The 26667-nt window shown below is 64.1% G+C and carries 29 protein-coding genes; 6 read left to right on the top strand and 23 right to left on the bottom strand.

Annotated elements, in window-relative coordinates; translation table 11 throughout:
• Together C1I89_RS31820 and C1I89_RS31815 are read right to left on the bottom strand one after the other, a co-directional pair.
• The coding region (locus C1I89_RS31820; RefSeq protein ID WP_146196962.1) for a type 1 glutamine amidotransferase at positions 1 to 578 on the bottom strand (578 nt) is incomplete at its 3' end.
• Between the two features lie 19 nt (positions 579 to 597).
• Complete coding sequence (locus C1I89_RS31815; RefSeq protein WP_015060608.1) at positions 598 to 2079, bottom strand: glutamine synthetase family protein; 1482 nt, start codon at positions 2077 to 2079, stop codon at positions 598 to 600.
• Positions 2080 to 2448: 369 nt separating this feature from the next.
• Between C1I89_RS31815 and C1I89_RS34730 the strand changes: the two genes are divergently transcribed.
• From C1I89_RS34730 to tnpC, 4 genes are all read left to right on the top strand, one after another.
• Positions 2449 to 2592, top strand: a complete 144-nt coding sequence (locus tag C1I89_RS34730) for a hypothetical protein (protein WP_014386447.1) — start codon at positions 2449 to 2451, stop codon at positions 2590 to 2592.
• A gap of 83 nt (positions 2593 to 2675) precedes the next feature.
• Complete coding sequence (gene tnpA / locus C1I89_RS34245; RefSeq protein WP_014386446.1) at positions 2676 to 3017, top strand: IS66 family insertion sequence element accessory protein TnpA; 342 nt, start codon at positions 2676 to 2678, stop codon at positions 3015 to 3017.
• Entirely contained in the window at positions 3014 to 3355 is a 342-nt protein-coding gene (tnpB, locus tag C1I89_RS31810) for an IS66 family insertion sequence element accessory protein TnpB (RefSeq protein ID WP_014386445.1), read from the top strand. Before tnpA ends, tnpB begins: the two co-directional genes overlap by 4 nt.
• Before the next feature lie 145 nt (positions 3356 to 3500).
• Positions 3501 to 5018 (top strand): IS66 family transposase, encoded by a 1518-nt coding sequence (gene tnpC, locus C1I89_RS31805; RefSeq protein WP_059153614.1) that lies wholly within the window; start codon positions 3501 to 3503, stop codon positions 5016 to 5018.
• 303 nt (positions 5019 to 5321) lie between these two features.
• Here tnpC and C1I89_RS31800 read toward each other — a convergent pair whose 3' ends face one another.
• From C1I89_RS31800 to C1I89_RS31710, 19 genes are all read right to left on the bottom strand, one after another.
• Complete coding sequence (locus tag C1I89_RS31800; RefSeq protein ID WP_012478196.1) at positions 5322 to 8234, bottom strand: Tn3 family transposase; 2913 nt, start codon at positions 8232 to 8234, stop codon at positions 5322 to 5324.
• 218 nt (positions 8235 to 8452) lie between these two features.
• Positions 8453 to 8869 (bottom strand): hypothetical protein, encoded by a 417-nt coding sequence (locus C1I89_RS31795; protein ID WP_012478195.1) that lies wholly within the window; start codon positions 8867 to 8869, stop codon positions 8453 to 8455.
• A 102-nt stretch (positions 8870 to 8971) separates the two neighbouring features.
• Entirely contained in the window at positions 8972 to 9415 is a 444-nt protein-coding gene (locus tag C1I89_RS31790; protein WP_011255142.1) for an OmpA family protein, read from the bottom strand.
• A gap of 15 nt (positions 9416 to 9430) precedes the next feature.
• On the bottom strand, positions 9431 to 10129 hold the full coding sequence (locus tag C1I89_RS31785) for a TraX family protein (RefSeq protein ID WP_012478194.1): 699 nt from the start codon (positions 10127 to 10129) through the stop codon (positions 9431 to 9433).
• The gene (locus tag C1I89_RS31780) at positions 10126 to 10395 is read right to left on the bottom strand and encodes a hypothetical protein (RefSeq protein ID WP_011255140.1); all 270 of its coding nucleotides are present in this window, start codon (positions 10393 to 10395) and stop codon (positions 10126 to 10128) included. Before C1I89_RS31780 ends, C1I89_RS31785 begins: the two co-directional genes overlap by 4 nt.
• Before the next feature lie 29 nt (positions 10396 to 10424).
• Positions 10425 to 11060 carry a transglycosylase SLT domain-containing protein gene (locus C1I89_RS31775; RefSeq protein WP_011255139.1) on the bottom strand — a complete coding sequence of 212 codons (636 nt, stop codon included), beginning with the start codon at positions 11058 to 11060 and terminating at the stop codon, positions 10425 to 10427.
• Between the two features lies 1 nt (position 11061).
• On the bottom strand, positions 11062 to 11640 hold the full coding sequence (locus C1I89_RS31770; protein WP_011255138.1) for a TrbM/KikA/MpfK family conjugal transfer protein: 579 nt from the start codon (positions 11638 to 11640) through the stop codon (positions 11062 to 11064).
• An 18-nt stretch (positions 11641 to 11658) separates the two neighbouring features.
• On the bottom strand, positions 11659 to 13371 hold the full coding sequence (gene trbL, locus C1I89_RS31765) for a P-type conjugative transfer protein TrbL (RefSeq protein ID WP_015060606.1): 1713 nt from the start codon (positions 13369 to 13371) through the stop codon (positions 11659 to 11661).
• 17 nt (positions 13372 to 13388) lie between these two features.
• Complete coding sequence (trbK, locus tag C1I89_RS31760; RefSeq protein ID WP_011255136.1) at positions 13389 to 13610, bottom strand: entry exclusion lipoprotein TrbK; 222 nt, start codon at positions 13608 to 13610, stop codon at positions 13389 to 13391.
• 9 nt (positions 13611 to 13619) lie between these two features.
• Positions 13620 to 14393 carry a P-type conjugative transfer protein TrbJ gene (gene trbJ, locus C1I89_RS31755; RefSeq protein WP_011255135.1) on the bottom strand — a complete coding sequence of 258 codons (774 nt, stop codon included), beginning with the start codon at positions 14391 to 14393 and terminating at the stop codon, positions 13620 to 13622.
• A gap of 16 nt (positions 14394 to 14409) precedes the next feature.
• A complete protein-coding gene (locus tag C1I89_RS31750) occupies positions 14410 to 15789 on the bottom strand; it encodes a TrbI/VirB10 family protein (RefSeq protein ID WP_012478192.1) in 1380 nt (459 codons plus the stop codon).
• A gap of 3 nt (positions 15790 to 15792) precedes the next feature.
• Positions 15793 to 16254, bottom strand: a complete 462-nt coding sequence (locus C1I89_RS31745; protein WP_011013267.1) for a lipoprotein — start codon at positions 16252 to 16254, stop codon at positions 15793 to 15795.
• Between the two features lie 2 nt (positions 16255 to 16256).
• Positions 16257 to 17150 (bottom strand): P-type conjugative transfer protein TrbG, encoded by an 894-nt coding sequence (gene trbG, locus C1I89_RS31740; protein ID WP_014386236.1) that lies wholly within the window; start codon positions 17148 to 17150, stop codon positions 16257 to 16259.
• Positions 17151 to 17167: 17 nt separating this feature from the next.
• Entirely contained in the window at positions 17168 to 17956 is a 789-nt protein-coding gene (locus C1I89_RS31735) for a conjugal transfer protein TrbF (protein ID WP_011013265.1), read from the bottom strand.
• Positions 17953 to 20511: a VirB4 family type IV secretion/conjugal transfer ATPase gene (locus tag C1I89_RS31730; RefSeq protein WP_011013264.1), complete on the bottom strand. Its 2559-nt coding sequence runs from the start codon at positions 20509 to 20511 to the stop codon at positions 17953 to 17955. Before C1I89_RS31730 ends, C1I89_RS31735 begins: the two co-directional genes overlap by 4 nt.
• Positions 20508 to 20819, bottom strand: a complete 312-nt coding sequence (locus C1I89_RS31725; RefSeq protein WP_011013263.1) for a conjugal transfer protein TrbD — start codon at positions 20817 to 20819, stop codon at positions 20508 to 20510. The genes C1I89_RS31730 and C1I89_RS31725 overlap by 4 nt, the downstream gene beginning before the upstream one ends.
• 3 nt (positions 20820 to 20822) lie before the next feature.
• A complete protein-coding gene (gene trbC / locus C1I89_RS31720) occupies positions 20823 to 21287 on the bottom strand; it encodes a conjugal transfer system pilin TrbC (protein WP_011013262.1) in 465 nt (154 codons plus the stop codon).
• A 29-nt stretch (positions 21288 to 21316) separates the two neighbouring features.
• A complete protein-coding gene (gene trbB, locus C1I89_RS31715) occupies positions 21317 to 22282 on the bottom strand; it encodes a P-type conjugative transfer ATPase TrbB (protein ID WP_011013261.1) in 966 nt (321 codons plus the stop codon).
• 314 nt (positions 22283 to 22596) lie between these two features.
• Positions 22597 to 22956: a transcriptional regulator gene (locus C1I89_RS31710; protein WP_011013260.1), complete on the bottom strand. Its 360-nt coding sequence runs from the start codon at positions 22954 to 22956 to the stop codon at positions 22597 to 22599.
• Between the two features lie 109 nt (positions 22957 to 23065).
• Between C1I89_RS31710 and C1I89_RS31705 the strand changes: the two genes are divergently transcribed.
• Both C1I89_RS31705 and trfA read left to right on the top strand, forming a co-directional pair.
• Positions 23066 to 23404, top strand: coding sequence for a single-stranded DNA-binding protein (locus C1I89_RS31705; RefSeq protein WP_011013259.1), 339 nt, complete (start codon positions 23066 to 23068; stop codon positions 23402 to 23404).
• 48 nt (positions 23405 to 23452) lie between these two features.
• Positions 23453 to 24676: a plasmid replication initiator TrfA gene (gene trfA / locus C1I89_RS31700; RefSeq protein ID WP_011013257.1), complete on the top strand. Its 1224-nt coding sequence runs from the start codon at positions 23453 to 23455 to the stop codon at positions 24674 to 24676.
• Positions 24677 to 26061: 1385 nt separating this feature from the next.
• Here trfA and C1I89_RS31680 read toward each other — a convergent pair.
• Together C1I89_RS31680 and C1I89_RS31675 are read right to left on the bottom strand one after the other, a co-directional pair.
• Complete coding sequence (locus C1I89_RS31680) at positions 26062 to 26343, bottom strand: type II toxin-antitoxin system YafQ family toxin (protein ID WP_011114071.1); 282 nt, start codon at positions 26341 to 26343, stop codon at positions 26062 to 26064.
• Positions 26330 to 26593, bottom strand: coding sequence for a type II toxin-antitoxin system RelB/DinJ family antitoxin (locus C1I89_RS31675; protein WP_011114070.1), 264 nt, complete (start codon positions 26591 to 26593; stop codon positions 26330 to 26332). Before C1I89_RS31675 ends, C1I89_RS31680 begins: the two co-directional genes overlap by 14 nt.
• Positions 26594 to 26667: the final 74 nt, after the last annotated feature.

Here is a 26667-nt window from a genome sequence, read left to right as displayed (position 1 = left end):
CGGTCCACCTCGGGGTGCCCCTGGATGCCCAAGATGCGGCCCTGCACCAAGAACACCTCGTGGGGGATGGTCTGCGACGACGCCAGCAGGACGCTGCCCGGCGGCAGTGCCGCCACGCATTCGCCGTGGCTTTGCACCAGCACGCTGGGCGCTTGCGCCAGCGCCGCGCCCAGCAGCTCAACGGCGACGGGGTCCCAGCGCAGGGCATCGACCCCCAGCTTGAAGCGCCCTGACGGGTTCCTGGCAACCCGTCCACCTAGGGCCGCCGCGATGGCCTGCGAGCCAAAGCACAGCCCGATCAGGGGTGAGCCTGCCTCGTCGCTAACGCGGCGAATCAGCGCCAGCAGGTTGCTCACCAGGAGCGAATCGGCATCGTCCACTACCGACATTGGGCTGCCGCTGATGACGTAGCCGTCGTAGCCCATCGCCCGCTCCAGGAAGCCGTCGCGCGCGGGTTCCAGCACGTCCCACTGCTCGCCCGCGCGACCGAAAGTGGCGATCATTTTTTCCTTCAAGATCTCGTCTTCGGGTACTTCAGTGCACCAGAGCACGGCATATTTCTTCTTCACGGTGTCCATGAGCGTTACCTGGTTCAGTTCAGAACAGTTCGAAGTACTCGCGATGCTCCCAGTCGGTGACGGGGTCGCCCGCCATGTCCACGTCGGCGCCTTCGGCGGCCACGAAGCGCGCCCATTCGCTGCGCCGCAGGTGCAGCCAGTAGTGGATGAACTCTTCGCCGAAGGCTTCGCGGAAGAAGCTGGAGCCCTCCAGCACGTCCAGCGCCTCGGCCAGGTTGCGCGGCAGGATCGGAACGTCGGCGGCATAGGGCGTTTCCTGCAGAGGGCCGGGATCGAGTTGGCGACGAATGCCATCGATCCCCGAGAAGAGCTGCGAGGCCAGATACAGGTAGGGGTTGGCCGCCGGCTCGCCGACCCGGTTTTCCACACGGCTGGCTGAGTCTTCTGGGGCGGCGATCACGCGCGCCATGGCGGCGCGGTTGTCCTCGGCCCAGGTCACCCGATCCGGGGCCAGAGAGAACGGGCGTCGGCGTCGGTAGCCGTTAACCGTGGGGGTGGTGAAGCTGGAGGCCGCACAGGCATGTTTGAGCAGGCCACCGACATAGGCCCGGCCCAGCGCCGACAGCGGCTCGCCCGTCTGCGGAACGAAGGCATTGACGCCGGAGTCGCGCGCCGCCAGCGACTGGTGCAGATGCCAGCCCGAGGCAACGAAACCCTCAATCTTGGGTTTGCACATGAAACTGGCAAGGTAACCGCGCCGCCGACAGATTTGCTTGACTGCGTTGCGGAACAACACCATGGTGTCGGCCATGTCCAGGCCGGACATGACGTCGAAGGTGGTCTCCATCTGGCTGGGCCCAAATTCATCCTCGATGCTGCGCAACGGCATGCCCAGCGTCAGCAGGTGCTGGCGCACCTCGGCCATGATGGGTTCGACCTCGTCCAAGTGATTTTCGAGCAGATAGGAGTAGCCCTTGGCGACCGGCATCACCTTGGGCGGTGCCGCCGGTGTGCCGGGGCCACCCAGCGTCTCGGGCTCCAGGCAGGGGTCGACGATGCGCGTCAAGTACCACTCCACCTCCAGGCCACCATGGAAGTCATAGCCCAGATCCGCCAACTGCCCCAGCGCTTTCTTCAACAGGGCACGCGGGCTCAGCGGGAAGGGCCGACCGCTACGCATGTACAGATCGGCCAGCATCCAGCCCGTGCGATCAGCCCAGGGCAGCACGCGGAAGGTGGTGGGGTCGGGCACCATCACCACGTTAGGGCTGCCCGCCAACTCCGGGGTGCCAAACCCGCCATCCGAGGAAAAGGGATTGAACACGAAGGTGCTGGCCGTGTCGAAGAAAAAGGGCGCCATGGTGATTTCCGAGCCGCTGCCGAATGCGGAGCGCAAGGCTGCCACCGACAGCATTTTCCCGCGCAGCAGACCATATTGATCCGGCCATGAGAGGCGAATCATCTGAATGCCGTCCTGCTCGATTTTCTTCAGCACTTCAACGGCCGCCGCCTTCTGGGCGTCGGACCACAAGCCGTGCCGATCAATGAATTTCTGGCTCATTTTTGTCTCCGGGTTTTCCGGCATAGATGCCGGTTNTCGGACCACAAGCCGTGCCGATCAATGAATTTCTGGCTCATTTTTGTCTCCGGGTTTTCCGGCATAGATGCCGGTTGTTTAGAATTAACGAATTACCCAACCATCTGCCACCAGATCAGTTCAGCACGCATTAAATTTGCCAATCAAAATTATGTTGATTTCCTGAGAACCTGAAAGGAAAAACATGCGAAACCTATTCGCAAAAATGCGAGTGATGCAATGGTTTTTTCAACCACCCCCCGCCACTTCGAGCCCTACGGCAACGCTAGGAGCCACGCGGCAGGCTAGGAGCGTGGGCGGCAGAAGCAGGGAATCCCCTGATGACCTGCGCACATGAGTGAGCGTTCAAGCTGCATGGCCATAAGTTACCGCCCCTACGAACCGCAACAAGAGATGCTGCTGTCCGCATCGCTGCAGGACTGGCTGCCTGCGGGGCACCTGGCCTACTTCATCAGCGACACGGTCGATGCGCTGTAAGCGTTCCGCGAACCCATCTTTCATCTCACCGTTGAAGCTGCGAACCTCGGGTCTTCGCAATCAACGAACGAGACGAGGTGGACATGGATCGACAGCAGATGGAACGGTGCCTGGAGCAAGTGGCGGCGTATCGTGCCTCTGGCCAGAAGGCGCAGGTATGGGCCGAGGCCAACGGGGTGCCAGCGGGAACGCTGCAAAGCTGGTGCGCACATGCGCGGCGCTGGCAGGCGCGGCTCGACGGCGTCAGCCCTGAGCCCTCGCCAGCCGCCAGGCCGAGCGGCTTCGTGGCCGCCCGCGTGGCGCCTGGTGCCGCATCGACATCGGTGCGCGTCGAATTGAACGTGGGAGGCACCCGGCTCGATCTGCATTGGCCGCTGGCGCACACGCGTGAACTCGCTTCGCTGCTGCGGGAGTTCGGCCGATGATTCGCATCGACGTCATCTGGCTGGCGCTTGGCGCGGCCGACCTGCGCGGGGGCATCGACACGCTGTTGGCCCAAGTGGTGCGCGGCTTCGCGCTGGGCGCGCAAGCCCACCACGCCTACGTGTTTGCCAACCGCCGCGCCGACCGGCTCAAGGTGCTGGTCTACGACGGCGCGGGCATGTGGCTGTGCACCCGGCGGCTGCAAGCGGGCAGCTTCGCCTGGCCGCGCCAGGACACGGGGTCACTTCAACTCACGCGCGAGCAGTTCGACTGGCTCGTCGCGGGCCTGCCGTGGCAGCGCCTGGGCAGCGCGCAGCCGCAGTCGATCACGGTGGTCTGAATGCGCTCGATTCGAGGTCGGGATTTGCGCGTTTGTCTATTGGAGAAAGTCATGCCTCGCGCGCACGCGCGCGCGAGGCATGATGGCGGCCATGCTCGAAGGCCCGGACACCCACACGATCGATGCGCCGGGCGCACTGGATTCGATGCAGGAGCTGCGCGATGTGATCGGGCGCATGCAAGGCGAGCTGAAGTTCAAGCAAACCAGGATCGAGGCGCTGAACTTCGAGATCGCGCGGCTGAAGCGCTGGCGCTTCGGCTCCTCCAGCGAGAGCCTGGAGACGAGCACGCAGGCGGTGCTGTTCGATCAGATCCTGGCCGACACGGCGCTGGAAGACCGCGCCGCCCAGCAAGACCAGAAGCCACCGGTAGCGCCACCCCGGGCCAAAGGCCAGGCGGTGCGCCAGGCGCTGCCGGCGAGCCTGCCGCGCATCGATCACCATCACGAGATCGAGCAGACCCACTGCGAGTGCGGCCAGCCCTTCAAGCGCATCGGCCAAGAAGTCAGCGAGCAGCTCGATTGCGTGCCGGCCCAATTCTTCGTGCTGCGCCATATCCGCGGCAAGTACGCCTGCACGTGCTGCCAGACGATCCAGGCCGCGCCGATGCCCGCGCAGATCATCGACAAAGGCATCCCCGCGCCGGGCCTGCTCGCGCAGGTGGTGGTGGCCAAGCACGACGATCACTTGCCGCTGTACCGGCAGGAAGAGATCTACGCGCGCTCTGGCGTGCACATCCCGCGCTCGAGCATGGCCCAGTGGATCGGCATCTGCGGGGTGCGTCTGGCACCGCTGGCCGATGCACTGAAGGGCTTCATCCTCAGCCACGGTGTGATCCACGCCGACGAGACGCCGGTGTCGCTGCTGGCGCCGGGGCGCGGCAAGACCAAACGGGCCTACGTCTGGGTCTACCGCACGACCAACTTCGTGGCCCAGCGCGCGGTGCTGTTCGACTTCACCGCCAGCCGCGCCGGCGAACATCCGCGGCGCGTGCTGCGAGGCTTCGGCGGCACGCTGGTCAGCGACGATTACAGCGGCTATTTTGGGCTTCAGGCGCAAGGCGTCAGCGCCGCACTATGCTGGGCCCACGCGCGGCGCAAGCTGTTCGAGGCGCACGAGTTCAACGCCAGCCAGATCGCCGGCCAGGCGGTGGCGCTGATCGCAAAGCTGTACGAGGTCGAGCGCGAGGCGCGCGAACTCGAACCCCAGGCACGGTGGCTGCTGCGCCAGCAACGCTCCAGGCCCATCGTCCAGGCCCTGCACCTCTGGCTGACCGGGCAGCGCCAGAAGCTGGCCAATGCCGACGTGACGGCCAAGGCGATCGATTATTCGCTGAGCAATTGGCGCGCGCTCACGCGCTACCTGGACGACGGCGACGTCCCAATCGACAACAACGCGGCGGAGAACGCGGTGCGCCCGCTGTGCGTTGGCCGCAAGAATTGGCTTTTTGTAGGCTCGCAGCAGGCCGGCGAGCGCGCTGGCGTGGTCATGAGCCTGATCGAGTCGGCCAAACTAAACGGGCACGATCCCTGGGCCTACCTCAAGGACGTCTTCGAGCGTCTGCCCACGCTCAAGCAGCGCGACCTCGCGCAGCTGCTGCCGCACAACTGGCGGCCTGCCACCGACATCGCCGTGCCAAACGCGGCGCTCGCCGCCGCCGCGTAGAACCATCCTTCAACACGCCGTCATCGACGGCGCAAGGGTGTCGTTCGCGGAACGCTTACGGTGTGCCGGCGGCGCCGGCGCAGTTGCTGCCGGTGCGAATCGAGCCGAACCTGGCGACCGTGCCGCAGCGCGAAGGCGGCCTGATTGAAGTGCAGATCCACGGGGTCGATTTGTTTTCGTTGTCAAAAGTGACGGTAGGAGATCGAGCACTGGCGTAGGGGTGGCCTGCCAAGCCATTGATTTCATTGGGTTTCCTGTTGATTTTTTTGATCGCCGTTTGAGGGCGCAAAAGCGTGCTCGGTTTCAACCGCCGGTCCCGGTTTTCGGCGTGGTCTGTGACGGCAGGATTTCACTGGCATAACGCTCCACTGGAAAGCGGAATACGCCCCTCAAATTGATACCTTGCAGCCGCGTCGGCGCAATTTTCCCCGTGAGCTCCGCCGGGATGACCTGACGCCGGTTGGCCCAGCGGTCCAGAACGGCCTGCATCTGGGTTGTGTTCCAGGCCATGATGATGTTGGCCAACAGACTCAAGGCGTCAGCCACCGCCTGCATTTCCTCGGCCCGCTTGGCCTGAGCCGGGCTCACTCTGCCGGTATAAATCGCCCGCTTCAAGGCATTGACCGCCTCACCCCGGTTGAGTACCCGACGCAGCTCATTCCTGAAGGCGTCTTTGACAAAGTAGTCGGCCAGGAACGCAGTTCGCAGCAAGCGCCCCAACTGAACACCCGCTTCGTAGATGGGGTCTCCCCGCGCCGCCGATCCAAATCTGGCCAGCGCTGCAACTGCGCTGGCGTTGCCGCTCATCACCGAGGCTGCCAAATGGACCAAGGTGTCCCAGTGCTTCTCAATCAAAGCGGTATCGACGGTAGCCTCGCAAACTGCTGCGATCTCCGGTGGAATGATCGTGCCACGCGGCACGTACAGATGACGCTGCTTCAATTCCTTCAGTCGTGGGCATAGATCGAACCCCAGTAGCCGGGCCAACGCCATGGCAAAGTCGGTGTAGCCGTGGGTGTCCACCGCCAACTGGCTGGTCTCGATGGATTCTTGGCGCACGACACCCTCAATGGCGACCCCTGCCTGGCGCTCATTGAGCACAAAAGGCTGCGCGTAGAAGATCCCCCATCGGTCACGCACATGGGAGTAGATGCCAATCGAGGACGTGTTGCGTCTTGGATCCTGTCGGGCCTGCCACACCCGTTGGGTGGTTTCCATGCTCATCATGTCGGACGACGCCAGGTCCGTGCGACCCCATGTCGCTGCAATGGGGTGCCGTTGCATGAACTCCAGCACCGCGTGGCAGGCTTGACTCAAGCGACGCTCGTCCCCGGCCCAACGCATGGCCTGACGGATGCTGGTGGCAGACAACTGCGGAATCATACGGGCGCATTCGGCCGCCGTCAGACTGGTGCCGTGGGCCATGATGCCGGCGTAGACCATCAGCAGCTCTTCTGTCGAACGTGGCTCGCGGCCAAGCATGATCCAGCTGAAACGTACCTGAGCGTCAACGGCCAGGATCACTTCTGGGAGTTGCACCTCACCGATCCTCAGGTCAAGTTTGGCCCTCAACTTAATCACCTCTGGATCTTCATCCTCTGCCGGCAATACTGAAAGGTGGAGTTCTTCGTCCACGCGCAGCACACCGCTGCGCGCGGCGACGGCCACTGCCTCCACGCCGGCGCGTACCTTGGCCAGCAACGGCTTCAAAAGTGTGGATGCATTGGCTGGCAGTGACAGTCGGGCATAGTGCCGTTTGGCTTCTTCCTGCCAGCGCGCATCAGTGAAGAACAGGCGTGCGCGGCCACGAAAGCTCAGGCTGTGCTCAATCCACACCGAACCGTTGCGCACGGCACGTCGCAATGAAAACAGGGTGGCCACCTCCAAGGCCCGAAACGCGCGCTCCCGGTCGGCACCCGCAATCGCGCCGCTCCAGACCGAACCCAAGCGAGGGGCGCTGACATCAGCAGGTAGTTCGCGAAGTTTGCCCGCGTACAGTTTCGTCAATTGGGCCAAGGCTGTGGTCACCGGGTGCTCGCTATTGGCCTGCCAGGGCAGCTTGGTGATTTCGGCCAGCAAAGAGCGCACGGGACGTATGGCGTCAAACAAACGCTCACGCACCACCGAGGCCCGGCTGGGTGGTTTGCCTTGCTGGCTGGCACTGAGCAGGGCAACAATTCGAGCCCGCAACTCCGCGTCTTGAAGTTCACCCTGGGCGACCAAACCAGCCAGCTCTGCCAGCAATGTCTTGTACAGGTCAGCCCAATTGACCGTCTCCGTGACACCTGCTGCGACCGTGCGCCAAAGATCGGCAACGCGCCGCTGAACCATCAAGATAGCTTGGTCTGTGCTGGTAAACAGGCAGTGCCGTAAAAAGCAGCCAACCTCCACTGTGCGAGCGGGTTCTTTGATCCTGGCCCCCACCGAGGGAGGCCTTGAAGCCAGGCGGCGTGCATAGCGCCGCACAATGAGACCGGACAGGTCGTCCAGGTGTTTGTGGACATTCAGGGCGTACAGCAGTTCGATTCGCTCGAACACCTCGCCAATTTGTTTGGTTGAGTGTTTGGCCGGTGCCGACCACAACCAGCTCTGCTGGGTTTGCCCATCCGGGCGCAATGCGGCCATGGCATCCCGCCAGCGCACCAGTTGTTCGGGCAGCACAGATGCCGCAATCGTTTTGGCTGTTTCTTCTTCGAGTTGTCCCAGCGCCGCTGTGACCAGGACACGGATGTCACGGTCGCGCAGGATCAGGATCTTGCTTTGATACAACCAGCGCCGAGCGAATACGAGCAATTGATCCCGATCGGCGCAGCGGGCCACCTCATCGCGCAGGGTGCGTACCAGGGCGCGACGTTGGTGCTCCGTCATCCAATGAAACCCCAGGACATCACAGGCCAGTTGTTGATGGTCAAAGAGGGTTCGACCGCGAACATACAGGGCTCGCAGGGATGCCAGTTCAACAGCAGTGATGCCGATTTCGTCACCCAGATGGCGCCACAGGGTTGTCGGAACGATGCGCACCGAATTCAGCAGGCGCCCGCTCAAGCGCAAGAAACCTATGTGCAGTGCCAGACCCAGCTTGTGGGCGTTGCTTCGGCGGGCGTTGATGAGCTCGCGCTCAGTACGGCTGTACGTGAAAAACGACTGAAGCTCGAAGGTGCTGATTTCCCTTGGCAGCTCTCGCAGGCCAAGGTAGGTTGTGTGCCAGCTTTGCATCTTGTGTCTCCGGTGATTGGGGCAGACACAATACGCCTGAAAAAGTGAACAGGAAAACCAATGAAATCAAGGGCTTATCAGACCACCCCTACGCCAGTGCTCGATCTCCTACCGTCACTTTTGACAACGAAAACAAATCGACCCCTGTCAAGGAAAACGGGCCTGCAGCATCGCCAGGAACGGCGATGGAGGCCCGCTAGGGGACGCCAGCAGCGCAGTTAAAACGTCGCGTCTTTCAGCGAGATCGAACACCCGTTGTAGTCGTAGCTCACGTCCGACACGACACCCGACACCCGAGCGGTTTTCCCGGTTGAAAGCTGGGTGACGTTGAGCTTGTTGTCTGTACCGGCATGCACCGAAACCTGGCCGGAGCGCAGGAACACCCGATAGCGAGGCTGGAAGCCTTCGGTGACGGAGCGCACTTCACCGCTGACCGCAAGGCCCTTGTTGGCATAGAGGCCGTTTGCTCGCACCTGGTTGTCTTTCGCGGCCTGGCAGATTTGCGGCAGGGATTCCGTGAGCATCACCGGGGCGGTGGCCTTCTGCACATCCTTGGCGACTTGATCCAACGCAGCGCAGCCCGCGAGGGCGAGCAATGGAATAACGAGGGCTAGACACTTCTTGGTTGATTGCATAGACACGACCTTGAGGGTTGGTTAGGAAATTGGGTGTCGGGATGCCCCCGACTGCTCACCACTAGGCAGGTGACGCAGCCGCTAGACCGAAGCGAGCGGCTTTTAGTACGTAGGCACGTAGATGACTTCAATGTCCACGCGCTGGTTCTGGTGCCGCCCTTCTGGCGTCGAGTTGTCGGCCACGAAGTCGGATGCCGAAGCGAAGTTCACCATGATCTTGAGCGGCGACACGCCGCGCGCAATCAGGTACTGGCGGGCCGACAAGGCCCGGCGCAAGGCCAGGGCCTCATCGGCCGCGCTGGGGCGTAGCGTGCTGGTGCGACCGCTGACGTAGATGATCGTGGCCCCCTTCGCCTCGGCCAGCAGCTCGGCCGTGGAAGCGTCCGGCCGGAACGTGGTGCTGCTGTCGGAGAAGGACACCGAAACAGCGGTCAAGACCGGCTCGCCATAGCTCACGGCCGCCATGCCGGCAGCGCCGGCGGCCATCGCGCCAGGCGCGAAGGCAAGGGACGCCAAGGAGAGGGTCAGAAAAAGGGCTTTGCGCATGGTGCGGACTCCAAATCAGAAGAACAGGTAGCCGGCCTTGCTCATGGGGATGCGGATCAACCACAGAGCGGCCAGGTGCAGCGGGTAATAGGCGTAGAACGCCCAGCGCAGGCGCGGCATGGGCAGATCGACGCGGGAAGCGACCAGGAGCAGCGGCAGCGAGGCCAGCGCCCACAGGTTGCGATTGATGAACCACAGCGCCGCGCAGGCGAGCAGCGCGACGGCCGCGGCGGCCCAGGTGGGCCGCTTGCGGTACGACCACACCGCCAGGCCGAAGGCCACGGCCGGCCACCAGTATTCGACCAGGCCGCCACCGACCAGGAACACCAGGCCGGCGCCGACCAGGTGCAGCGGGCCGCCCTTTTCCACCAGGTAGGCGCACGCCGTCACGACCAGGAGCGTGAACAAGACATTGAGGGGCCACCACCCGGCGGACAGGCCACCCAGGGCGACGAAGGGCACCGAGGCCACAGCGCCGAACACCGCGAGGCGCTTCATCGTGCGCGTGTACGCGCCGCGCTCGAATGCACCAGGTCGAGCCAGGTTGTAGGCCAGCACGAAAACGAAGATCGGCAGCGCCAGGCGGCCGGCCTCGAAGAGAAACGGCAGCGTGCCATTGAACAGGTACTTGTTGACGTGATCGCCGGTCATCAGGGCCAGCGCGAGCCACTTCAACGCTTCGACCGTCCCATCCGGCACGTGCAAGGGCTTCATCCGCGCTTGCCCCCGCGTGAGGCATAGGCGCGCAGCACCAGGAAGATGATGTACAGCGCAGGAAGCGACAGCACGAAGGCAATGGGCTTGCCGATCCATGCCGGCAGCGCCCACAGCAGCAGACCCAGCGCGAAGATCGGGCCGAGGCCCAGCAAGAGCAGATCGAATTGCCCCTTGGCCTGCGATTCGGCCCAGTTGCAATAGGCGGTCAGCACCCGGCCGAAACCGAGCGTGTAGCGCATCATGAAGGCGTGGAATTTGTCCATGTTTTAGCCGCTAAATCGGAAGGCCCGCCCTACTCCGGCGAGCCTTCGCTTCTGTTGTTGAAGGAGATCGAGCGCGGCACGTAGCCGCCCGCGACGTTGATGGATGGAGCTGCTGCCGGCCTGGCCGCCGGCGCGGCCGCTGGGGCCGCTGCCGTGGCCTGCTGGGCGGCTTGCACCGCCGGCGCTGGCCCGGTCGGCATCGAGGGCGTGGCCCCCGCCTTCGTCACGTCCAGCGTGACGAACCGAGCTTCGAGCCAATCCGCCCACTTGGCGGCCTTGCGCATCAGGTCGGCGCGATACACCGCGTTGTACTGCGGCGTGCGTGAGTGGTAATTCGCGGCCTTCGTCCAGAGATCGCCCTTGTCGTTGCGAATGTGCATCCGCAAGCGCCAGGCGGCGAGGTCGAACGAGTAGCAGCCAGCGGCCGCTACATCGTCCGCCGTGATGCCGTAGCGGGCCAGGTCGCGCAGGTAAGCCGTGTTGAACTGCATCGGCCCCACGTCATGAGTGCCGTTCGAGTTGCGCACCCACTGGCCCGGCTTGCCGCCTTCCTTCTCCGCGACGGCCAACACGATGTTGGCCGGCACTTCGTACTTCACGGCCGCCGAAACGGCGCACACGACGCGCTCCTGGAGCTGCGGCGGAAGGTCGGCAGCAAAGGGCATGTCAGTAACCCCCCCAGGAAGCGCGGCGGCGCTCTTCGTCCTCGCGCCGGATGCGTTCGTTGTACTCGGCCAGCGCCCGGTCATAGTCGGCCGCTTCGACCCAATACCCGCCCCTTTCTGGCGTGCCGACATAGCGCGGCTTGGTGCTGCTGAAATCGGTGTAAGCGTGGTTGGTGTAGGCCGCGCAGTAGTCGGGCATCTGGTTGCTGATGTACGTCGTCCCGTCCTCGTAGCCCTGCCAGAACACCAGCGTTTGATTCAGGGCCTGCGCATCGCAACGGCCAGCGCCGCGCGACATGGCCGACACCAGCGCGGACATTTCCGGCGTCTGGTTCGACACCGGGCACAGATCGAGGAAGTTCTTGCGCTTCTTGATCGTGTCGGACATTTTCCGCGCCGTGATGCTGAAATACTTGCGAAGCGACGGCGCGCATTCGCTCGGGCGGGTGCCGCTTGCGAGGCACAGGATCGCCTCGCAAGCCAGGCGGGTGTCGCCGGTCAGCACGTCTTGCGCGCTGGCCGTGCCGACCGAGCAGAGGGCCGCCACAGCGGCCACGATGGAAAGCAACTTCTTCTTCATGATGAACACTCCTTTGGGTTACGCAGATTTGTCGTTGCGGCCGCCGTCACGGAACGCGGCTACTTCGGACTCGGGATCGGCAGAGCTGTCAGCTCCGGCCAGGCTGTTGTCGCCGAAGGTCGGCGAGGGTTGTTGATCGGGCACGTCGATGCTCGTGTCGGCCGAGCTGCCGCCCTGCGCCTTGATCGCGGCCGCGATCTTTCCGCCGGTGGTGTCGGCGATGCGTTCCATCGCCGAGTCGCGCATGCTGGCGGCCTTCGCGGCCGCCACCGCACCTACACCCTTCGCCAAGTTCGCGCCGGCGTCGGCCGTGACGCGGCCGGCCTTGCCAAGCGCGGAAGCGGCCGAGGCCAGCATGCCGGGGCCGGTACTACCAGGTGCGTCCTGCTGGCCGCCCTGCCCCGCTCCCTGGCCCTGGCCGCCACCCTGGCCGGCCTTCGCGCCGCCGGCGTCACCGCCGCCGCTGGCCTTCTGGCCGCCGCCTTCGCCACCCTTCGAGCTGGAGCCGGCCTTATCGCCGCCGGCCTTGTCGCCGCCTTTGTCGCCGCCCTTCGACTCGCCGCCGCTGCTGCCGCCGCCGCCAGAGTCGCCACCGCCGCCACCGAAGCCGGCGGCTTGGCCCAGGGGCGTGCTGGTGCCGGCTTCACCGCCACCACCACCGCCAGAGTCGCCGCCACCACCACCGCCCAGCATGGACATGACATCCGACCCGGACGAGACGTTTTCATTGGCCTTCGAGAACGCGGCCATGACCGCAGAAGCACCGCCGGCGGCCGAGGCCGCGCCGGCCGCCAGAGCAGCGCCGCCGGTTGCCGCTGCTGCGGCCGCCATGCCAGCGGCACCGAGGGCCGCGCCTGCGCCGAAGTTGCCGATGCCGGCACCGCCCACGCTCGCGCCGGTGATGACGCCGGCGATGAGCGCCGGAATCTTGTTGACGAGTGCCAGCAGGATCACGCAGACGATGAGCATCACGCCCATTTCCTTGAGGTTGATCCCCTCGCTCATGCGCGCGTAGTAGTCATCCAGAAAGGTCTTGCCGATGCCGACCAGCAGCACCATTGCCATGAGCTGCGCGGCCACACCCAGCACGGTCTTGTAGTAGTTGATCGCCATGTCGGAAGTCCACCGCGACCCACCGAAGCCGAGGAAGAACACGCCGCCATAGGCGAGCACCCAACCAGACGCCAGGAGAAGAAGCATGTTCACGCCGATGAGCGCGAGCACGATCAAGATGGCAACGGCCATGAGGATGCCGGCCATGCTGTCCACCGGCGACCACACCGAGGACTGATCCATCACCTTGTAGAAGATGGCAAAGCCAATATCGACAATGCCGGAAGGCGACAAGGCTTGACCCAAGCCCGTCGCGTTGCCGGCAATTTGGCGTAGCGACGCATAGATGGTCGAGGCGAAGTTAGGGCCGTTCGTCAGCAACCACCAGAAGAAGCCGGTGAAGATGGTGAAGCGGACAAGCTCCGCGAAGAACTCCCCAATGTCGGCCTTGCGCAAGGCCATCATGCCGAACGTCCAGACCATCGAGATCGTCACCAGCAGCCAGAACAACCAGGATGCGGCGTTGGTGATGACACCGGCCCAGCCGCTGGCGGCGGCGTTGTAGCGGTTCAGAACGTCATCGAAGAGGCCCGAGCTGTTCATTTGGGCGGAAGCGTCCGTAGAAAAGAACGCCAGCCAAACGAGCAGCGGCAGGGCGAGTTTCAAGCTGGCTGGCATTCTCATTCGTCAGTACCTCACCAGGACTTAGGTTCGCTAGGTTTGAACGAGCCGGCCCGCAGGCACTGCGATGAAAACGCCTCTTGCACGCTCTTATCGAGCTTGGCGATGTTCTCGGGTTTGCAGTTCTCGGCATTCACTTCGGGCAGCGTCACCGGCTCGGGCTTTTTCTCGCAGCCGGCCAGCAGGGCCGCCACAAGGGCGGCCGCTGCCAGGATCGAGGGTTTGGATAGGCGCATGTATCCCCCTTACCAATTACGGGCCGGACTGGCCCTGTACTCGCCCTTGCGCAGCGCCTCGCCGGCGGCTTGCTGCTGCGCTTCACGGTCGGCTTCGACCTGCATCCGCGTGGCGATGGCGTTCTGCTGCGCGACCATGAGGCCCCGGATTTGCAGAAGCTGGTTTGCCTGCTGGGCCGCGAGCTGGTTGGCGAAGCCGATGGCCTGCATTTGCCCGTTCGCGCCCTGCGCGGCCGACTGGAGCCGTTCGAGCTGGCGCGCGTCGGACTTCAAGGCGTCCTGCTGGCGATCCAGGCCCTTGAACAAGGCATCGTTGGCCTTCTTCTGGCTCTCGCTCGCCAGGCGGCGGTTCTCGGCCATTGCGGCCTGTTCGGCGGGCGTGCAGCCGCCGGTGCCGTTGAAGCACGGCGAGCTGCGGTAGTAGGCCACGTCCTGGAACTTGCCCAGGTACGAGTCGATGCTGCCGAGCTGGGTCTTGTAGTAGTTCAGCGTATCGACCGCATTCATCAGCCCGTTGATCGTGGACTGCGCCTGATCCCAGATATAGGCCGCCGGCGCGACCGTGTTCTGGATCATGTTTTCGTACTGCTGGAGCTGGGTTTGGTACTGCTCAATTTGCTTGAGCGTCTGCGCCACCGACTCGATGGCCGTCATGACGTTCTGCACCAGGTTCCCGCCGTCGATGACGGGAATGCCGGCCTGCGCGGGCGACATGGTGGTGATCGACCCGGCCATCAGAGTGACGGCGAGAGCGACTTTAGCGGCTAAAAACTTCTGCTTCATTTGCTTTCTCCTGGCGTTAGTAGTCAAACGATTGGTACGGCTTCGAGAACGTCATGTCCTTGGTCACGATGACGTTGAACCGATAGCCGGGGCGGATTTCCAAGGTCGGGGCAATGTTCAGATTCTTGGAAACGAGTTGGGCGATGGTGTTGCCCAGCACTTGCCCAAGTGCTTCGCTCAAAGCATCGCTGGCGCGCTGCTGATTGCCGGTGGAACCGCTGTTGTCCTGGCTCATGCTCACGGCGGCGATGACGCCCGACATGAGGAAGGCCGAGCCGAACACGCGCAGGTAGTGGTTATTCACCTGGTCATTGAAGCCCGCGTACCCGGCGCTATCCGCGCCCGGCATCGTGCCAATGTCCATCGCCTTGCCATCGGGGAACACGATGCGCTGCCAAGCCACAAGCACGCGCGACTGACCGTAGGCAACATCGCTCGAATACGACCCGACCAGGCGCGAGCCTTGCGGAATCAGCAGATGCTTGCCGGTCGGCGTGTCGTACACGTTCTGCGCGACCTGGGCCATGATCTGGCCCGGCAAGTCGGAGTTGATGCCCGAAATGAGCGTGGCCGGCACCACGAAGCCGGCGCGCAGCTCGAAGGGCGAGCGCGGCGCTTCGGGCTGGGAGTCCAGCCGCCAACGGTCGCCCTGGCCGCTTCCCGCGAACTGCGCGTAGTTCTTGCCCTGGCCGCCACCGGCGGTTTGCAAGAGCTGCGGCGCACCACCACCCACGCCGCCGCCGGCCTGCTGGCCGCCGACGCCCGAGGCGCGAAGCTGCGCGAGCCGGGCCTGATAGGCGGCGGTCGGATCGCCCGATGCTTGCGCACCGATTTGCTGCCGCACAGCCGCCAGGCGGGACAGCATTTCGTCGCGCGTCTGCGGCGTGCCCGGCTGCGCGCCCGATGACCCGCTGCTGCGCGGCGCATCGACACGAACGCCCGTCTTGGCCTTGACCGCTTCCTGGAACATTTGCAGCTTCGCCATGCGGATGCGGTCGGCTTCATCGTCATGCACCGGCTGGCCCAGGTTGCCGCTGGGCGGTGGCGGCGGCGCGTCCAGGTCGGGGCGCGCGACAAGCACCGGCGCAGCCTCTGGCCCGGTCGCCAGCTCCGGCGGCTTGAGCGGCGAGGCCGCTTCTACCGTGCCGCCATCCCTGTCGCCGACGATCTCCTTGGCGAACATCGACGTGTTACCCGCCTTCTCGGCCGCGCCTTGCGCCGGTGCGTTCTGCTTCGCAGCGCGATCCGCCGCGACCAGCATCATCACCAGCAGGAAGGCACCCAGCGCGGCCGCAAGGATGTACATCGGCATGTTGTTGACACGCCGCACGCCGGACTTCTTCGATACCGCGCCCGGCGAGGCGTCCGGTGCCATTTGATCGGCTTGGTCACTCATAGGTCACTCCTTGCGCACCCAATACCCAGCCGGCGCAAAGCTGCCGTCTTGCACCAGGTACGGGCGGGTGATGGATTGATGGCCGACCAACAGAGTCAGGCGGTACAGGTTCGAGTCGCCGGCCTGGTCGAGCACGTACCGCAGCGGCAGGGCCGCCGGCGATGCCGGCTCACTGGCCGCCGTGGCCTGCGCCTTCGCGCTGGCCGGGTTGAACTCCAGTAGGGCATAGCCGCGCTCGCGCAACGTCAGCACCAGGGCCTGGCCGAAGGCATCAGGCGTGGCCTGTTGCAGCTCCAGGCGCGTCTTGGCCGGCGGGTACAGCACAGCGAGCTGCTGCACCGCTTCGCGGGCGAGCTGCTGCTGATCGACCGTTGCGGTCGGCGGGACGAAGTTGCCGTATTGGCCGGTGGTCGCGCAGCCGCCCAGGGCGAGGACGAACAGCGCAGCAAAGATGATCTTGCGCATGGTCACTTCCTCCGGGAGATAGTCACGCGGTCTTGGCTTCCACCAACACCGGCAATCAGGATCGCGCGGTCAAACACCGTGTCCACGATGTAGCGATTGCCCTGCACGCGATAGTTCACCATCACGGTTTCCTCGTCGCGGAAGATGCCGCCCTCGCGGCGCACGACCAGGAGCGTCGGCGCTTCGGTTTGCTCCATCGTTCCGGGCATTTCGATGATGGTCTTGCGGCCATCGTTGAACACACGCACCGGCTTCCAGCTCGCCGAGCCGGACAGGTCATAGTCGAACTTGAGATCGCCCAGGTACTCGCCGGTCTGCGGGATGGTGCGGTCGGTGCGTTCTTGCGTTTCGCGGCGCTGGATCGCGTCCCACTTCGCAAGCGCGTCCTCGGGGTAGGTGAACGAGACTTGCGGCATGTACTCGGTGCGATGCGAGCGCAGGCGCAGGTGATAGGCGCGGCGGTTCGTCGTCACGATGAGGCTGGTTTCCAGGCCAACATCCATCGGCTTGATGATGAGGTGCTGCACTTCGTTGGGGCCGCTGCCGGTGATGGCCGGCTCGACCGTCCACCGGGCCGTGTCGCCCAGGTTGATCGAGTTGACTTGCTCGCCTGGCTGCAAGGCCACGTCGCACACCTGGAGCACCGCGCACACGATGCTGGGCTGCTGCGCGCCGAACAGGAACTTGATCGCGCCATTGGAGCCGGCGACGGGCTTCATGCCGGTGGCAGCGCCCGCGTTCCATCGCTTCGCAATGTCGATGGCCGCGCGCTCTTGAGGCGTCAGCGTCGGGTTCTTGCCGGTGAAATACTTGTCGGCCAGGTCATCGGCGGCCAGGGCCAGGGTGGGCGACAGCAGCGCAGCGCCCAAGGCGACAACGGAAAAGATTTTCTTCATGGTGAATGTCCTTGGGTTCATTGAACGCGCGACCAGGAGTAGTCCCGCACGTACACGCTTAGGGGGTTGTTCCGAAGTTGCTCATCCGTGGTTTGCGGCGTGACTTCCGCGACGTACACAGTGACCAGCGCACGCCAGATCGCGGGCTTGCCCTTCGGTGTGCCTTGACGGTCGCGGGCGGTTTCTTCCCACTCGACTTGCCAGGTGTCCGGCGTCTGCGGGATGGCCGTCTTGATCTCGACGTTCACCATTTCCTTTTCAGCGCGACGGAACGGGCTGGCATCCGGGGTGCCGTTCAACCACTCATTCATCTTTGGCGTTGCCGGATCGTTGGGCGACAACTTGGCGTACACGCGGAACACAGAGCGGCGCTGCAAGGCCACGTCCGGCGTGACCGTGCGGGCGTCGGTGATGAACTCGGCGACCGTCGCATGGATGACGCGGGCATCGGCCTTCGAGGCCGCTTGCACCGGGCCGGCGGCCACTGTCTGGCCGAGCTTGTCCACTTCCACCACGTAGGGGATGAACTTCGACTGGCTGCCGATGTGGATCACGCCGCCGACGCCGGCGAGCGCGATCAACAGCGACAAGATGCCGATCACTTGCCAGGTCTGGCGAGACGACACGACGCCGCCCACGTGATCGTTCCAGGTGCGACGAGCGGCCAGATAGGGGTTCTCGGCCTCGCCCTGGCGTCGGCCGCCTTCCAGCGGTTCATCGGTCTGCCGAGGGTCGCGCTTGTCGCGTCCTGCGGCCGTGGCGGGCTTCTTGAAGATCAAGCCCTTGAGGGTGTCGGCAAAGCTCATGCGGCCTCCAGGTAGTCATTGAGATTCAGATTGCGGCCGGCCAGCCAGTGATCGACCCACTCATGGCCGAACTTCGCTTGCAGGCTCTTGATGGCGGCGACCGATTCCTTGTCGGACGCGCCGACGAAGGCCAGGGCCAGCGGCCCCAGGGCGAGGTCATAGAGGCGGCGGCCGTTCTCGGAGACGTAGTAGTACTGCCGCTTCGGAACCGCCGTGGCGAGGATTTCGATTTGCCGCTTGTTGAGGCCCATGCGGCGATAGAGCGCCGCCGTGTCCTCGTCGCGGGCATAGACGTTCGGCAGGAAAATCTTGGTCGCGGTCGATTCCACGATCACATCCAAGATGCCCGAGTTGGCCGCGTCGGAAAGGCTTTGCGTAGCCATGAGCACCAGGCAGTTCGCCTTGCGCAAGACCTTGAGCCATTCCCGAATCTTGGCGCGGAACGCCGGGTGGCCCAGCATCAACCAGGCTTCGTCCAGGATGATGACGGCCGGCTGGCCTTTAAGGCCGCGCTCGATGCGGCGGAACAGGTACAGCAGCACCGGCAGCGCGAACTTCTCGCCGAGGTTCATCAGCTCTTCGATCTCGAACACCGTGAAGTCGGAGAGCGACAGGCCATCCTCTTCGGCATCGAGCAGGTGGCCCATCGAGCCGTCCACCGTGTATTGCTTGATGGCCTCGCGGATCGCTTCGTCCTGGATCGTCACCGAGAACTCGGAGAGCGTGCGCGCGCCGCTGGCGTGCATGCTCATGATCGCGTGGCCGATCTCGTTGCGCTGCCCTGGCGTGGTGTCCACGCCGTTGAGCGCAAGGATCGTGTCGATCCACTCCATCGCCCAAGCCCGATCCGCCTTCGTTTCGAGGAACTGGAGCGGGCAGAAGGCCAGGCGGTCATCGTCGGCGGCCACCGTGAAGTGCAGGCCAGTCTTGCCCTTCGAGCCGGCATTGATTGCGGCCGCGAGCGGGTACATCGACATGCCCTTGTCGAAGGCGTAGATCGACATGCCGGCATAGCGCCGGAGCTGCGCGGCGATGATGCCCAGGTGCGTCGATTTGCCCGCGCCGGTCGGGCCGAACATGAAGGTGTGGCCCAGGTCGCGCACGTGCAGGTTCAGCCGGAAGGGCGTAGCGCCGACCGTGACGCAGTGCATGAGCGCCGGGGCCAGCGGCGGGTACATCGGGCACGGCGCGGTGGCGCTGCCCGTCCAGATGGAGCTTGTCGGCAGCAGGTCGGCCAGGTTCATCGTGTTGATGAGCGGCCGGCGCACGTTCTCGACGCCGTGGCCGGGCAAGCTGCCCAGGTAGGCGTCCATCGTGTTGATCGTCTCGATGCGCGCCGCGAAGGCCAGCCGGTTGATGGCCTTCTCGACCGACAGCGCGGCGGCCGCCAGGCGCTCCCGATCCTCATCCATCAACACGACCACGGACGTGAAGTAGCCGGCGGCCACCAGGCCGCTATTGACCTCGGCGATGGCCGCCTCGGCATCGGCCACCATCGTTGCCGCGTCCTGGTTGACGCTGCCGGTGTTGGTGTTGAAAACCTGGTCGAAGAAGCCGCGAATCTTCTGCTTCCACTTCTTGCGGAACTTGTCCAGGTGCTTCAAGGACTCGTGCTGATCCATGAAGATGAAGCGGCTCGACCAGCGGTATTCACTCGGCAGCTCGGCCAGGGCCGACAGCAGGCCAGGCGTTGACTCCAAGGGGAAGCCTTCGAGGGACACCACCTGGATGAACTTGCGGCCGATCTTCGGAACGACGCCGCCCCACAGCTCTTGCCCGCCGATCACGGCGTCCAAGTACATCGGGTTGCTGGGGAGCTGCACCGGGTGATAGTTGCCGGTCACGCAGAACTGCAACCAGCTCAGGAAGTCGTCATGCGTGACTTCCCTGCCCTCTTCCGTGGCGATCTTGTGGCCCTTCAAGCGCGTGAGCTTGACGGCCGAGGACATGCGCGATTCCAGGCTGCGGATTTCGCGCTTGAACTGCTCGATGAGGCCCACGGTGCGGGCCGTGTGGTCGGGCGTCACCGCGTCATCGTCAAACATCAGCTCAACGAACTTGCGCTGGGCCAGCACTGGCGGAAACCAGGTCACGGCGAATACGAAGTGCCCTTCGTACATCGTGCCCAGGCCCTCGAAGAGCCGCCGGCGCTCTTCATCAATGGCGGCCGACACCGGATCGGTGAAGGTGGAGACGCCGCGCTCGGAGTAGTTGGGTGCCGGCCGGCGCACGGCATCGACATGAACCATCCAGCCGCTGCCCAGGCCCGCCAGGGCCTGGTTGATGCGGAAGGACACCATTTCCCGCTGCTCTTCGGTGCTGCTGGCGTTGTCATCCCCTTGGTACAGCCAGGCGGCCATAAAGGAGCCGTTCTTGCCCACGATCACGCCGTCATCGACCACGGCGGCATAGTTGAGCAAGTCGGCCAGGCCCGCGTCCTTCGACCGATGCTTCTTGAGCTTCAGCTCGGCATCGACCTGACGGATACGGGCAAAGAGGATGAGCAACAGAACCGCACCGAGTACAGCAATGCCAATTGCGATTGCTTCGATCATTTGTATTGCTTCCCTTGACTCGGCGTGTTTTCACGGAAGGGCGTGCTGCGAGCCGGGTAGTACGGCTTGTACCGGCGGTGCCGCAGGTACACGTGTCGCAGCTTCGGGTCGGACTTCGCCATGAGGCGCAGCACGAATAACGCGCCGAACCACAAGGCGATGCCGAACACCGTTGCCCTCACTTCTTGGGCGCTGAAAATCAGCGCCCCGGCCAGCAGGCCCGAGAACATCACCAGCTCGCGGTCGCCACCCATGAACAGGTTTTCTCGGTTGCCGGCCCTACGGATGGGGATCGCGCGCAGTGCCATGACTTACCCCGCGATGTGGCCGCGTTCGGCCCAGCGTGCGATGGCTTCACCAGGGAAGCCGGCCATGTCCAGCGCCGCGACCTTGGCCTGGTGCAGCACGCCATCGGTCAGGGCGGCGATTTCCGCGCCACGGCCGAAGAAGGTGCTCATCATGTTCTGCGCGCCGACCAGCAGGGCCATGACCAGGACGATGAAGATCAACGTGCGGAAGAAGCCGTTGAGTTCGCCGCCGAAGATCAAGATGCCGCCGGCGACAACGATGCCGATGATCGACAGCGCGAAGGCCACCGGGCCGGTGACGCTGTTGCGCAGGTTGGTCAACCAGCCTTCATACGGCAGGGAACCGCCGGTGCCTTCGGAGGCGAAAGCGTGCTGGGGGGCCAGCAGGAAGAACGCCAAGAGGGCGAACATGCCCAGGTAGAACACGGCGCGGCTGTCGAAGCGGAACGCGGGAAGGGTCGATTGCATGGGTCTAAGCTCCTTACAGGGTTACAGGGTTACAGGGTTTTGGTTGCGTACTGGCCGTTGGCGTAGCCGGAAACCTCAAGGATTTCCTGGATGCGCCGCGAGCCGTCAGGGGTGCGGGCGATATGAACGACCACGTGAACCGCCTCGCCTATCAGCGGTTCAATGGGTTTGGGTGAATCGGGGTGCATGCTGATGAGCATGGCGAGCCGATCAAGGCCCGCTTTGGCGTTGTTTGCGTGCAGGGTTGCGGCTCCTCCTTCGTGCCCGGTGTTCCAGGCCATCAACAGATCAAGTGCTTCGGGGCCGCGCACTTCGCCGACCAGGATGCGGTCGGGCCGCATGCGCAGCGTGGTCTTGAGCAGCGCCGTCATGGTCACGTCGATGCTGGTGTGGTACTGGACGTAGTTCTCGGCGGCGCACTGGATTTCGCCGGTGTCCTCGATGATGAAAACCCGTTCGGTCGGGTCTTGAAGCACCATCTCGTTGATGATCGCGTTCACCAGCGTGGTCTTGCCCGAGCCGGTGCCGCCGATCACCAGGATGTTCCGGTGGGCACGCACGGCGGCAATCAAGGAATCGCGCTGCTGCGCGGTCATGATTCCGCGCTCGACGTACTGCGCCAGGGTGAAGATGGCGACCGCCTTCTTGCGGATCGCAAAGGTCGGTGCGGGCACGACCGGGGGGAGCTGGCCGGCAAAGCGGCTACCGTCTAGCGGGAACTCGCCTTCCAGGATCGGCCGCTGCCGCGTGACTTCCTTGCCGTGGTAGCCGGCAATGGTTTCGATCATGGCTTGGGCCTGCGCGAAGCGAAGGGTGCCGATGCACTTCATCGGCTCGCCCAGCTTCTCCTGCCAGACTTTGCCGTCCGCGTTGAGCATGATTTCAACGGTCTTGGGATCGTTCAGAGCTGCCAACAGCTCCGGCCCCATGTCGCGTTCGAGCTTCTTCTTCGCCCGTTCCTTGATCGTGTTGTGTTCCAGCTTCTGTTCGGTCATTCCGTGTATCCCATGTATGTGATTTGCGTGCTGCCCTGACCGCACGCATTCTACACAGGTTCATACGATATACCGAAGTCTTTTGACGAGCAAGCAAACGGAATGACGGATTGAGTGTTTTCAATCGTGTCCCGAGCTGATCGCAATAGAAACAACGCGGCGCATGCTCCGTGCGCCTCGCACCGAACCTATGGCTTGCGTTGTGGGTGTTCCGGGGGTTGAGCCACCCCGGCGGGCTTTAGCGGCTAAAAAGTGCTGGCTTCTGCTGGCTCAGTTCCTTGCCGCGTCCCTTCCCTGCTTTCTTTCTTGGCGTCCTACCCCCGGAGCTTCTTGCGGGCGGCCTCGCCCCACTTCTTGACGATGAATGCCTGATGCGACGGTAGCACCGCCGCCACTCGCTCGAAACCGGCAGGAAGGCTCTGCGGAGCCTTGCCGCCGGCCAGGGCATCGAGCGTGTCCTTGTCCAAGTCGGTTGATTCAAGCAGAAGGGGCAACGGCGCATCAAGGGCCTTGGCAATGTCCTGCATGACCTTGAGGGACGGATTGGCCTTGCCCGTAGTGAGATCGGACAGGAAGGAGATCGAAACCCCCGACCTGTCCGATAGCTCCTTTTTCGTCATGTGGCGCTCATCAAGCAGCCGCAGCACGTTCGTGAAGAAGATGTAGTTATACAAAGGCGTCGCCTTGCGCATGGGCGGCTCGAAATTTTAGCCGCTAAAGTTCTTGACCTCGGAATTAGGTTTAGCTAAACTCTAGGCTTCATCACAGCCTGGAGAGCTACGCATGAGCCATAACCAATTCCAGTTTATCGGCAATCTTACCCGTGATACTGATGTTCGCCATAGCGAAAACAGCGCCCGCGCCGTATTCGACCTGGCCGTGAACCGCGTGTGGCGCGACCGCGCCGGCGAGAAGAAAGAGCAAACCGACTTCTTCCGCATCAAGTCGTTTGCCGGCCTGGCAGAGAACGCGGGCAAGTACCTTGGCAAAGGCTCCAAGGTGTTCGTCCAGGGCCGCATCGAGCCGACGAAGTTCGAGAAGGACGGCCAGACCGAGTACGGCTTTGACTTCATCGCCGACGTGATCGAGTACCTGGATACCAAGGAACCAGGCGGCAAATGAGAAACGCGCCCGGCCACAGGCCGGGCGTTATGCTAGGAGGACGAAGATATGCCGGACAGTTTCGACGAGCAGGGCTACCGCCGCAAGCTCATCGACGGCGGGTTGAGTGAGGCCGACGCGACGGCGCTTGCCCGCCGCTACGCGGCCGAGCGCAACGCGCAGGCCGGCACCGCCGGCGGGGCTTTCCGCCCCGCCGGTTCCCTCTTCGAGCTGCCGGACGGGCCGGCAGCGCCGGAGCCACCGCCACCGCCGCCCAGCGCGGCCGTGGCGCGCTCCGAGCGGATGGCGGCCGAGTCGGCCGAGCTGGCGCGGACTATGGGCCTTCCGCCCGAGCCGCGAACCGTGGTCAACACCTTGGCCGAGAAAGTCAGCGGCGTGACCGCCGAACGGAGAACGCAACAGATGGCGACCAAGAAAACGACCGAGAAGCCGGCCAGTGCCACCGGCGAGCTGGCCGAGCAGGTCAGCCAGGCCAAGCAGGCCGCCTTGCTCAAGCACACGAAGCAGCAGATCAAGGACATGCAGCTTTCCTTGTTCGACCTCGCGCCGTGGCCCGACCACATGCGGGCCATGCCCAACGACTTCGGCCGGTCGGCGATCTTCACGACCAGGAACAAGAAGGTGCCCCGCGCCGCCTTGCAGCGCGAGGCGATCTACCACATCAGCAAGGACGTGGAGATCACCTTTACCGGCATCGAGCTACGCGCCGACAGCGACGAGCTGGTGTTTGCCCAGGTGCTCGAATACGCGAAGCGCACGCCGCTGGGCGAGCCGGTCACGTTCACGTTCTACGAGATTTGCCAGGACTTGGGCTGGTCGATCAATGGCCGCTACTACAAGCAGGCCGAGGACTGCCTTTCGCGGCTGCAAGCGTCCGCGATGCAGTTCTCTTCCCAGCGGCTGGGCCGCCTGGAATCCGTGTCGCTGATCCGGCGCTTCCGCATCCTGGATCGCGGCAAGCGCACGTCGCGCTGCCAGGTCGAGATCGACACCGAAATGGTGGTGCTGTTCGCCGGCGACCACTACACGAAATTCGTGTGGGAGAAGTACCGCAAGCTGTCGCCCACCGCGCGGCGGATGTTCGACTACTTTGCCACGCACAAGGAGCCGTACCCGCTCAAGCTGGAGACGTTCCGGCTCATGTGCGGTTCGGATTCCACCCGCGTGAAGAAGTGGCGCGAGCAGGTCAGCGAGGCATGCGACGAGCTGCGCGAAAACGGCCTGGTGGACAGCGCCTGGATCAATGACGACCTGGTGCATTGCAAGCGATGACCGCCGCCCTGCCCCTGGAGAGCCGCCCGAGATCGAGGCGGCTTTTTTTCTCGAGCATCGCCGCTTCTGACGAGGGAGTTCCGGCCACCTGGTCGCGCGCACGTCGAGCTGCAGCATCGTCATTTCCGGCGAGGCTGGCCACGTCCAGGCCACGGTCGACCATCGCCACCTTTGACGATGAACCGAGGGCCCCATCGCCAGTTCCGACGATGACGGCCGACGCCGGCGCTGGATCTCGCATCGCCGCTTCTGACGATGAGATCCACCCTTTGACACTTGAGGGGCCGAGCTGCGGGGGATTCTCCCGGCCGGCGGCCGCGAGAACCGGCTATGTCGTGCTGCGCATCGAGCCAGGCGGCAGAGCCGCCCGTCTCGCCCCTGGCGGGCTTCCAGCGCCTTCCCGACGCTCACCGGGCCGGTGGCCCTCGCCGCTGGGCTTTGCGGCCCTGACGGGCCTTCCTGGCCCGTTTCCGGGGCCTTCCCTGCCCTGCCCCACCGGCGCGGCCGTTGTGGACAGTTTCGGGACAAGTCGGCCGAGGCCGGCCGGCGCAGCCCTGACGTTGACACTTGAGGGGCAGCGGGGCCGGCGCGATGTTGACACTTGGGGGGCAGCGGCCGATTTCGGCCTGGTCGAGCCGTCCAGGCGGCCGCCGAGGCGGCCTAAGTGCCTGATCGGCATGGAGTTATCCACCGAAGTTGTGGATAACCCTGTTAGGAACCCTGCCCCGGTATTGACACTTGAGGGGCGGCCCTACTGACACTTGAGGGGCGCGGTTCTTGACACTTGAGGGGCAGCGTATTGACACATGGGGGGCTTATCCATTGACACTTGAGGGGCGGCCTCTTCGCGCTTTTCCTTGGCGTGACAACGGTTTACGCGCGTTTTTCGGTCATGCTAACCAGGTTTTTAACCGTCTTTATAACCTTTTTATATAACCAGGTAGTTTTAACCAGAGGCTGGCGAAAAAAACGGCAACACGGCCCAAGCTACCGCGCAGCATGACCGGCCGCCGAAGGGGGGAAACCCCCCTTCTCGATCCCACCCGGCCGCAAGCGGCCTCCCATCCCCCCAGGGGCTACGCCCCTCGGCCGCCTTGCGGCCTCACCCCACAATGGAGCGCCTTCGGCGCTACGGCTTAGGAGAGCCAGGCGCAAGCGCCTGGCGGAAGGCAGTAAGTTCGAGAGCTTGCGAGGGGGCAAAGCCCCCTCACACTCCCCAACCAGGTCGCCGCGGTTCGACCGGCCGCGCGATCCTCAAGCATCGCAGCAGCTCCACCGCCGCAGGTTTTACGCCAAGGAAGGGGGTCGGCCAGCTCGGCCGGTGGCGCGGAAAGCGCCCCTCAAGTGTCAATGAAACGTGAGACGCGGGGCCAGGCCCGCGCCGATCACAAGCCGAGTTCGGAGTGAGAGCCGAGGCGCACCAGGCGCAGCGTGTCGGCGTCGGGCTTCTGGTAGATCAGCACCAGGTCGGGCTTGACGTGGCAATCCCGGTGATCCTTCCAGTCCCCGGTCAGCGCGTGGTCGCGGTGCCGAGGTTCCAGCGGCTGGTCGTCGGCGAGCGCGACCAGGACGGGCACCAGGTCGGCGTCGAGCGTGGCCCGGTGCTGCCCTTTCGCCTCGCGCTTGTAGTCGCGCTTGAACTGGCCGGTGCGCTCAATCTGCCGCATGCAGATCGGCCATCAGATCGTTGACGGTGGCGAAGCGCGGCAGCTTGCCCTTGCGGGCTTCCTTCATCGCCTCGATGGTGGTGGCGTTCGGAATCAGCGGCTCGAAGGGCAGCGCCTTGTCCTGGGCCACCTTCGTGAGCAGCAGCCGCACCGCGTCGGACACGGTAAGGCCCATCGCGGCCAGGACGGCCGCCGCTTCTTCCTTGATCGCGCCGTCGATGCGCGTTTGTACGAGCTGGTTTGCAGCCATGATTGGTTCTCCGGTTGGGTTCGTGAATTACATTGTAATGCACGCCAAGGGAAAGGGCAAGGTTTAGCGGCTAA

This window comes from Achromobacter pulmonis (assembly GCF_002885955.2).
GTDB lineage: Bacteria > Pseudomonadota > Gammaproteobacteria > Burkholderiales > Burkholderiaceae_B > Achromobacter > Achromobacter pulmonis_A.
The sequence above is the reverse complement of the archived record's forward strand: the minus strand, read 5'-3'. Positions and strand labels throughout refer to the sequence as shown.

Coding starts and splice junctions, on each gene's coding strand:
- C1I89_RS31815 (WP_015060608.1), bottom strand. CDS start 2,079: ATGAGCCAGAAATTCATTGATCGGCACGGCTTGTGGTCCGACGCCCAG.
- C1I89_RS34730 (WP_014386447.1), top strand. CDS start 2,449: ATGAGTGAGCGTTCAAGCTGCATGGCCATAAGTTACCGCCCCTACGAA.
- tnpA (WP_014386446.1), top strand. CDS start 2,676: ATGGATCGACAGCAGATGGAACGGTGCCTGGAGCAAGTGGCGGCGTAT.
- tnpB (WP_014386445.1), top strand. CDS start 3,014: ATGATTCGCATCGACGTCATCTGGCTGGCGCTTGGCGCGGCCGACCTG.
- tnpC (WP_059153614.1), top strand. CDS start 3,501: ATGCAGGAGCTGCGCGATGTGATCGGGCGCATGCAAGGCGAGCTGAAG.
- C1I89_RS31800 (WP_012478196.1), bottom strand. CDS start 8,234: ATGCAAAGCTGGCACACAACCTACCTTGGCCTGCGAGAGCTGCCAAGG.
- C1I89_RS31795 (WP_012478195.1), bottom strand. CDS start 8,869: ATGCAATCAACCAAGAAGTGTCTAGCCCTCGTTATTCCATTGCTCGCC.
- C1I89_RS31790 (WP_011255142.1), bottom strand. CDS start 9,415: ATGCGCAAAGCCCTTTTTCTGACCCTCTCCTTGGCGTCCCTTGCCTTC.
- C1I89_RS31785 (WP_012478194.1), bottom strand. CDS start 10,129: ATGAAGCCCTTGCACGTGCCGGATGGGACGGTCGAAGCGTTGAAGTGG.
- C1I89_RS31780 (WP_011255140.1), bottom strand. CDS start 10,395: ATGGACAAATTCCACGCCTTCATGATGCGCTACACGCTCGGTTTCGGC.
- C1I89_RS31775 (WP_011255139.1), bottom strand. CDS start 11,060: ATGCCCTTTGCTGCCGACCTTCCGCCGCAGCTCCAGGAGCGCGTCGTG.
- C1I89_RS31770 (WP_011255138.1), bottom strand. CDS start 11,640: ATGAAGAAGAAGTTGCTTTCCATCGTGGCCGCTGTGGCGGCCCTCTGC.
- trbL (WP_015060606.1), bottom strand. CDS start 13,371: ATGCCAGCCAGCTTGAAACTCGCCCTGCCGCTGCTCGTTTGGCTGGCG.
- trbK (WP_011255136.1), bottom strand. CDS start 13,610: ATGCGCCTATCCAAACCCTCGATCCTGGCAGCGGCCGCCCTTGTGGCG.
- trbJ (WP_011255135.1), bottom strand. CDS start 14,393: ATGAAGCAGAAGTTTTTAGCCGCTAAAGTCGCTCTCGCCGTCACTCTG.
- C1I89_RS31750 (WP_012478192.1), bottom strand. CDS start 15,789: ATGAGTGACCAAGCCGATCAAATGGCACCGGACGCCTCGCCGGGCGCG.
- C1I89_RS31745 (WP_011013267.1), bottom strand. CDS start 16,254: ATGCGCAAGATCATCTTTGCTGCGCTGTTCGTCCTCGCCCTGGGCGGC.
- trbG (WP_014386236.1), bottom strand. CDS start 17,150: ATGAAGAAAATCTTTTCCGTTGTCGCCTTGGGCGCTGCGCTGCTGTCG.
- C1I89_RS31735 (WP_011013265.1), bottom strand. CDS start 17,956: ATGAGCTTTGCCGACACCCTCAAGGGCTTGATCTTCAAGAAGCCCGCC.
- C1I89_RS31730 (WP_011013264.1), bottom strand. CDS start 20,511: ATGATCGAAGCAATCGCAATTGGCATTGCTGTACTCGGTGCGGTTCTG.
- C1I89_RS31725 (WP_011013263.1), bottom strand. CDS start 20,819: ATGGCACTGCGCGCGATCCCCATCCGTAGGGCCGGCAACCGAGAAAAC.
- trbC (WP_011013262.1), bottom strand. CDS start 21,287: ATGCAATCGACCCTTCCCGCGTTCCGCTTCGACAGCCGCGCCGTGTTC.
- trbB (WP_011013261.1), bottom strand. CDS start 22,282: ATGACCGAACAGAAGCTGGAACACAACACGATCAAGGAACGGGCGAAG.
- C1I89_RS31705 (WP_011013259.1), top strand. CDS start 23,066: ATGAGCCATAACCAATTCCAGTTTATCGGCAATCTTACCCGTGATACT.
- trfA (WP_011013257.1), top strand. CDS start 23,453: ATGCCGGACAGTTTCGACGAGCAGGGCTACCGCCGCAAGCTCATCGAC.
- C1I89_RS31680 (WP_011114071.1), bottom strand. CDS start 26,343: ATGCGGCAGATTGAGCGCACCGGCCAGTTCAAGCGCGACTACAAGCGC.
- C1I89_RS31675 (WP_011114070.1), bottom strand. CDS start 26,593: ATGGCTGCAAACCAGCTCGTACAAACGCGCATCGACGGCGCGATCAAG.